This is a genomic window from Janthinobacterium sp. CG_23.3 (assembly GCF_046115965.1).
GTDB lineage: Bacteria > Pseudomonadota > Gammaproteobacteria > Burkholderiales > Burkholderiaceae_D > Janthinobacterium.
The window spans coordinates 42475-49390 of sequence record NZ_JBJXIB010000025.1; the positions used below are offsets into that span (position 1 = coordinate 42475).

Below are 6916 nucleotides of genomic sequence, written 5' to 3' on the forward strand. Positions count from 1 at the left end.
GAAGGTCGGGTTAGCCCGCCAGGGCGTAACCCGACTGGCGTCGGCAGCGGCTCGGCGTCGGCTTGCGCGTTCGCCTCGGCGGCCCCCGCGTCCGACCTGCGCAAGCTTCACCTAGCGGCATTCGGCTCGGACCTAGGTTTTAACGCATTCAACGCCGAAGCCGCCTACGCGTGCGCCGGCGCCAGCAGCTGGCCGGCGCTTTCCTGGCTATGGTCCGGCGCCCGGGTCGGTATCGTCAGCGTCACGCTGGTGCCGTGGCCCGGCTCCGAGCGCACCTCGATGGTCCCCTTCAGCATGCCGGTGACGATGTTGTAGACGATGTTCATGCCCAGCCCCGAGCCGCCCTGCCCCATCTTGGTGGTGAAGAAGGGGTCGAACACCTGGTGCAGCGTGCGCTCCGACATGCCGACGCCGTCGTCGGCGAACTCCAGCTTCACCTGGCCGGCGACGTTTTCGTGGGCGCGGATGGTGATGACGCCGCCGGCGCGGCCCTCGAACGCGTGCAGCAGGGTGTTGTTGATCAAATTGCTCAACACCTGGCCGACGCTGCCCGGATAGCTTTCGAAGCGCAGCCCCGGCTGCACGTCGAGCCGGACCTCGCAATGGATGCGCCGCAGTTGCGCCGCGTAGGTCGCCAGCGTGTCGCGCAGCAGGCCGTCGAGGTCGAAGACGCGGCGCTGGTCGCTGGTCTGGTCGACCGCGACCTGCTTGAACGAGGTGATCAGGTCCGCCGCGCGCGCCAGCGAACTGGCCATGATCGCGCACGCCTGCTTGGTGTCGGCCAGGTGCGCCTCCAGCACCGAGCGCTTGACGCCGCCGTCGGCGAATTTGCGCTCGAACTCGCGCACGATGTCCTGCAGCGCGGTGGCGGTCAGCAGGCTGTTGCCGATTGGTGTGTTGAGTTCGTGCGCGATGCCCGCCACCAGCGAGCCGAGCGAGGCCATTTTCTCCGACGTGATCAAATTGGTCTGGGCCTGCTTCAGCGTCGCCAGCACCGCCGCCAAGTCGTGCCGCGCGCCCTCGACGTTGGCGGTTTGCTGCTCCAGCTCGGCCAGGCTGTGCTCCAGGCCGTGGCGGGCGTCGAGCAGCGCCGCCTCGGCCCGCTTGCGGTCGCTGACGTCGTGGATCACCCAAACGCAGCCCTTGGCGGCGTCGGCCGGGTCGAGCGCCTTGCCGTTGACGACGCACCAGATCGCGGCGCCGTCCTTGCACAGCAGTTCCAGTTCGCCGCGCAGGCGCTGGCCGCCCTCGCAATGGAAGGGGTCGGCCTGCGCCAGCGTGCCGCGCGACAGCATCACGCTGGTGGACAAGCCGTTCAACTCGCCCGGCCGGTAGCCCATCATCTCCTCCAGCCCGCGGTTGCAGCGCAGGATGAAGCCGTCCGAGAACAGGCCGATGCCGACGATGGCGCTGTCCTGGAAGGCGCGCTGCTCGTGCAGCGTGGTGCGCAAGGTGTCGGCCAGAGCGCGGCGCCGTTGCAGCGTCACCATCAGCGCGGCGATCAGCGCGCTGATGACGGCGCCGACGCCGCCGATCAGCGCAATGACGCCGTCGCTGCGGCCGTAGCGCGCGCCGTCGTAGCCGGTGAAGGTCAGCTTCCAGCGGCGCTGGCCGACGTCGAGGTCGGCGTGCGCGCCCAGTCGCGCCAGCGCCGCGCCGCGCGCCACCCCGCCGGACTGGGTCAGGCTGTCGTACATCAGCGTGGCCGGCGCCGCGGCGTCGCCGCGGTAGCCGGCGTCGTGGATGCGCAGCGCCAGGTGCGGCAGCAGCCTGGCGTCGAGCACCTCGCGCATCAGGTCGTTGACGCGGAAAACGATGGCGACGAAGCCCACCAGCGCGGCGCGCCGCTGCGCCAGCGTGTCGAGCGCGGCGCCGCGGCGGTAGATCGGCACGCGCGCCACGAAGCCCGGCGCGCCGGTGGCGTCCTGCACCAGCGTGATGCGCTCGGTGGCGACGATCTGGCCGCTGTCGCGGCCCATTTCCAGCGCCCGCAAATGCGGCGGCAGCGCCGCCAGGTCGAGCCCGAACGCGGTTTCGTTGCCCTTCAAGGGTTCGGTGTACTCAACCACGAAATGCTCGTCGCGCGCCAGCGCCGGATGCACCTGGAAGCGCGGATAGCCGCCGGCGTCTACGCTGTCGTCGGCGCGCACGGCGGCGGCAAAGGCGTCGATCTGGGCCGCCGGCACCCGCCGCACGAACTGGATCGCCTGGAAGCCGGGGTAGCGCTGCGCCAGTTTCAGCTCGCCGATGAAGGCGGCCAACTGGCCCCGGTCGACGTCGGCGCTGACCGCGTACATGCCTTTGATGCCAAGCAGGATATCGAAATAGGTTTGCAGGCGCACGTTGGTGTCGCGCACGATGCGGTCGCTGTCGCGCTGGAAGTTGCCGATGGCCTGGCGATCCTGCACGTCCATGACGACCAGGCAGATCCACACGGTAGTGCAAATGCCGACGAGGAACGCCAGGTATCCGTGTCCTCGCATCGATGGGCTCCGCTGGTCTGGGGAAGGGCCGGTCGGCAGGCAAGGGCCGGCGAACCGCGTTAAACGACTATAGCATGAGAAACCGCAAAAGACAGCGCCGGCGGCCGCGGCGTTGGTTTCAGGCAAGGCTTTGCTTGCAATTGAATAGCGCGCTATATATACTGCAACCATGGATACCCCACCGAACCCCCTGCACGAGGTGCCGCGCCTGGACCGCCAGTTGTGCTTTGCGCTGTACTCGACCTCGCTCGCCATGAGCAAGTTGTACCGCAAGCTCTTGCGCAAGCTCGGCCTGACCTATTCGCAATATCTGGTGATGATGGTGCTGTGGGAAAAGAACGAGCTGACCGTCTCCGAGGTCGGCGAGCGGCTGTTCCTCGATTCGGCCACGCTGACGCCGCTGCTCAAGCGCATGGAGCAGGCCGAGCTGCTCACGCGCGTGCGCGCCGCCAGCGACGAGCGCCAGGTGATCATTTCGCTGACCGGGCGCGGCGACCAGATGCGCCACGAGGCGGCGCTGCTGCCGGAGGCGATTTTCGGCGCCACCAACTGCAGCGTCGGCGAGGTGGCGGGCATGAAGAACCAGCTCGACGCCTTGCGCACCAGCCTGCTGCGCAGCGTCTGAGGCGGCGCCCGGCGCGGCCAAGGCGCCGCGCGGCGCGCGCCGGCGTTGGCGAAAACGCACCGCGCCCTCCCGGTTTTCGCGCCGGCATCGTAGAATATCGCGATACCCTCCACTGCCTGGCGTAACGATGACCACTTCCGCACCGATTTTTACCGATCCCGCCCACCTTGTCGCGGCGCTGCGCGGCGACGGCTACGCCGTGCTGCGCCCGCAGGACGTCTGCGCGCTGGCCGGCTGCGCGCCGGCCGAGCTGGCCGCGCTGGTGCCCAGCTGGGACACGCTGGCCATCGACAACTACCTGAAGGACGGCGGGCGCTACCGGCGCCGGCGCCACTCTTGCTTCGTCCAGGACGGCGCCGCGCTGACGCAGACGCCGCACCGGCCGCACTGGCAACCGCTCGAATACAACGCCCTGCACGGCGGCATGCACCGCCTGTTCGAGGCGGTCGAGCCGGAGGTGGCGGCGCGCCCCGCCTGGGGCCAGTTGCTGCGCGCGCTGGGCCGGGTCTGCTCCAGCGCCAGGGGCGAGCAGCCGTGGTTCATCGAGGCGCACCAGTTCCGCATCGACACCACCGACGGCATCGGCCGGCCCACGCCGGAGGGCGCGCACCGCGACGGCGTCGACTTCGTCGCCGTGCTGCTGGTCGGGCGCCACCACGTCAAGGGCGGCGAGACGCGCATTTTCGAGGCCGACGGCCCGAACGGCAAGCGCTTCACGCTGACCGAGCCGTGGTCGTTGCTGCTGCTCGACGACGCCACCGTGATCCACGAGTCGACGCCGATCCAGCCGACCGCCGCGCACGGCCACCGCGACACGCTGGTGCTGACCTACCGCGCCGGCCGCTTCCAGGGCGAACATTAAGCGCACGCGGCCATATCAGCGCCGCGCGCGAAAATTTACTGTGTGCCCGGTAAATCCGATATAGTCGCGAGACGTGGCTACCGGACGCAACGGCCGCAATTAGTCAATTCGAGCACTCAAGGAGATGGTCTGTGGACTCCAGTAACCAGATTAACGCCGACGTCGTCGAAATTCTGATCGTCGAGGACAGCCCGACCCAGGCCGAACGGCTGCGCCGGCTGATCCAGGCGGCCCGGTACAAGGCGCGCGTGGCCAGCAACGGCCAGCTGGCGCTGGCGGCGATCCGCGAACGCAAGCCGCACCTGGTGCTGACCGATATCGTCATGCCGGAGATGAACGGCTACGACCTGTGCCGCGCCATCAAGTCCGACCCGACGCTGCGCGACATCCCGGTGATCCTGGTGACCTCGCTCAACGACCCCAAGGACATCATCCGCGGCATCGAGTGCGGCGCCGACAACTTCATCCGCAAGCCGTATGCCGAGGACTACCTGCTGAACCGCATCGGCCACATGCTGATGAACCAGAAGCTGCGCAACAACACCAACGTCGAAATCGGCATCGCGCTGTACCTGGGCGACCAGAAGCACTTCATCAACGCCGAACGCCAGCAGATCCTCGACCTGTTGATCTCGACCTACGAGCAGGCGGTGCAGGTCAACGCCGAGCTGCAGGCGCGCGAACGCCAGGTGATCGAATTGAACATGCGCCTGGCGCACCACGCCGGCGAGCTGGAAACCATCAACCGCGAGATCGCGCTGAAGAACCTGGAGCTGGCCGAGGCCAGCCGCATGAAGTCGGCCTTCATCGCCAACATGTCGCACGAACTGCGCACGCCGCTGAACGCCATCATCGGCTTCACCGGCGCGCTGCTGATGAAGCTGCCCGGCCCGCTGACGGTGGAGCAGGACAAGCAGCTCAACACGATCCGCTCGAGCGCGCGCCACCTGCTCTCGCTGATCAACGACATCCTCGACGTCGCCAAGATCGAGGCCGGCAAGCTCACCCTGACGCTTGAAACGGTGCACTACCAGCAGTTGATCAACGAGGTGGCCGACACGCTGCGCCCGCTGGCCGAGCAAAAGGGCTTGGAGCTGCAGGTGGCGCTGCCGGACCAGCCGGTCAGAGTCGAAACCGACCGCCGCGCGCTGGCGCAAATCCTCATCAACCTGCTCAACAACGCGATCAAGTTCACCGAGCGCGGCACCGTGCGCGTCAACCTGACCGAGCGCCCCGAAGAGGGCCACACGCTGACCGAAATGAGCGTCACCGACAGCGGCGCCGGCATCCGCGAAGAGGACCAGTCGAAGCTCTTCCAGGCGTTTTCGCAACTCGACTCGACCTCGACCCGGCACGCCGAGGGCGCCGGGCTGGGCCTGTACCTGTGCCAGAACCTGGCCAGCGCCATCGGCGGCGCGCTGTTCTTCAACAGCGACTACGGTTCCGGCAGCACTTTCACGCTGGCGCTGCGCACGCGCAAATAGGCGCCGCTAGCGGCGCCGGCGTGGACAAATCGACACCGTAGTTCTACGGTATTGCACCGCACCATTGTTTGAACTATAGTGTCACTGTCTCCTCCAAACGTTCTCCGAACATTGGATTCAGCCCGCGCCGCAAGGCCAGCGGGCATTTTTTTGCCCGCCGCCCCGACGCCCACCTAATATATCCCCTCAATGAACCATGAGATTCTGCATATATTCAAGCAGCTTGTGCCTTGGTATACTTTGGCGGTTGAAAATTCCAAGCGCAACACTGGGTTAATGAACAGTATTCGACGGATGTTGTAGCAACGTAACGTGCTGAGTATAAACGCGCAGCGGCGATCCAAATTCAAGCCTGGCCCGCGGGCGCGCATTGAGCGACAGAGCAATTCCGTCAAGCTAAACCTGGACGGTGCGGGTTGGCAAAGCAAATGCGCCTTGTTGGCATCGTGGACGCCAGCACCAGCGGTGCGTTTTATTTCGCGGCCGATCGTGCTGGCCGAACGGCCAAGGCGTTTTGCGTTGGGCTATTATTGCCCAAGACAATAAAGAACTGCTGGCGGAAATTAACTATTTGGTTCACATTTTTTTGGCGAACCCAGCAAGGCATTAATAGAGTCGGGTTAATGGAAAGGCTGGCATGCGTAATTTAGGTAAAACCATATCGATAATCGTATTTTTTTTTTGCAACTGTTGATATATAGCATTTTTTTAAAACCCGTCATTACCACATGGGGGGCCTCTAAAAAAGAAGTTTCCATGCTAATGGCTGGAGATGATAAAAATTTGGCCATTACTGCCACCAGGGCCATATCGATTAATGCTTCGAGATCCGAAGTCTGGAAATGGTTGATACAACTCGGTGCGGATAGAGGGGGGTTTTACAGCTACTCTTTTATTGAAGAAGCGCTTGGATATGAAACTCGTCATCAAGATGCCATTACGCCTGAGTTTAAAGAAATAAAAGCGGGCGATCTGGTTCGAGGGTCAATCAATGAAAAACATAGCATTGTCCCATACAACTTTGAAGTTCTTTATGTTAAGCCGGAAGAAACTTTTGTGTTGGATAATTGGGGGACATTTCTGCTGGAAGAAATAAATGGTCAGCAGACTCGTTTTATTATTCGAACCCAAGAGATTGCAAAAAGAAATGTGCGGCTGAAGATTGCGAGTTATTTTGAAGTTCCTTTTCATTTCATTATGGAAAGACGGCTTTTAATGGGAATTAAAGCTCGGGCTGAAGCGGGACAAAATGTAGAGTTATCGCAAAATAAAGATATATTATGGTTTTCCGGTGTTGTTCTAACGGGATTCTTAATTTGTTTTTTTGTTTATATAGCCAGAGGGGCTGTGCAAAGCGTCGTGCTTTCGTCAATTGTGACTATTCAGCCTGAGCGTACAGCGTAGAAAGTTGTTGTAAACGAATCGTGGATAACGCATCATGCGTGCATGCCACCAAAACCGC

5 protein-coding genes are annotated in these 6916 nt (G+C 63.3%); 4 read left to right on the plus strand and 1 reads right to left on the minus strand.

Annotation, left to right across the window (positions count from 1 at the left end):
* Positions 1 to 164: 164 nt before the first annotated feature.
* Positions 165 to 2483 (minus strand): CHASE domain-containing protein, encoded by a 2319-nt coding sequence (locus tag ACFDR9_RS08850; protein WP_409030769.1) that lies wholly within the window; start codon positions 2481 to 2483, stop codon positions 165 to 167.
* A 169-nt stretch (positions 2484 to 2652) separates the two neighbouring features.
* On the opposite strand from ACFDR9_RS08850, the gene ACFDR9_RS08855 reads away from it, so the two are divergent.
* The 4 genes from ACFDR9_RS08855 (at position 2653) to ACFDR9_RS08870 (ending at position 6858) form a co-directional block, all read left to right on the plus strand.
* On the plus strand, positions 2653 to 3108 hold the full coding sequence (locus ACFDR9_RS08855) for a MarR family winged helix-turn-helix transcriptional regulator (protein WP_409030770.1): 456 nt from the start codon (positions 2653 to 2655) through the stop codon (positions 3106 to 3108).
* 127 nt (positions 3109 to 3235) lie between these two features.
* On the plus strand, positions 3236 to 3970 hold the full coding sequence (locus ACFDR9_RS08860) for a 2OG-Fe dioxygenase family protein (RefSeq protein ID WP_017877089.1): 735 nt from the start codon (positions 3236 to 3238) through the stop codon (positions 3968 to 3970).
* Positions 3971 to 4101: 131 nt separating this feature from the next.
* Positions 4102 to 5454: a hybrid sensor histidine kinase/response regulator gene (locus tag ACFDR9_RS08865; RefSeq protein WP_409030771.1), complete on the plus strand. Its 1353-nt coding sequence runs from the start codon at positions 4102 to 4104 to the stop codon at positions 5452 to 5454.
* 681 nt (positions 5455 to 6135) lie between these two features.
* Positions 6136 to 6858, plus strand: coding sequence for a hypothetical protein (locus ACFDR9_RS08870; protein ID WP_409030772.1), 723 nt, complete (start codon positions 6136 to 6138; stop codon positions 6856 to 6858).
* The last annotated feature ends 58 nt before the right edge of the window (positions 6859 to 6916 follow it).

Coding starts and splice junctions, on each gene's coding strand:
- ACFDR9_RS08855 (WP_409030770.1), top strand. CDS start 2,653: ATGGATACCCCACCGAACCCCCTGCACGAGGTGCCGCGCCTGGACCGC.
- ACFDR9_RS08860 (WP_017877089.1), top strand. CDS start 3,236: ATGACCACTTCCGCACCGATTTTTACCGATCCCGCCCACCTTGTCGCG.
- ACFDR9_RS08850 (WP_409030769.1), bottom strand. CDS start 2,483: ATGCGAGGACACGGATACCTGGCGTTCCTCGTCGGCATTTGCACTACC.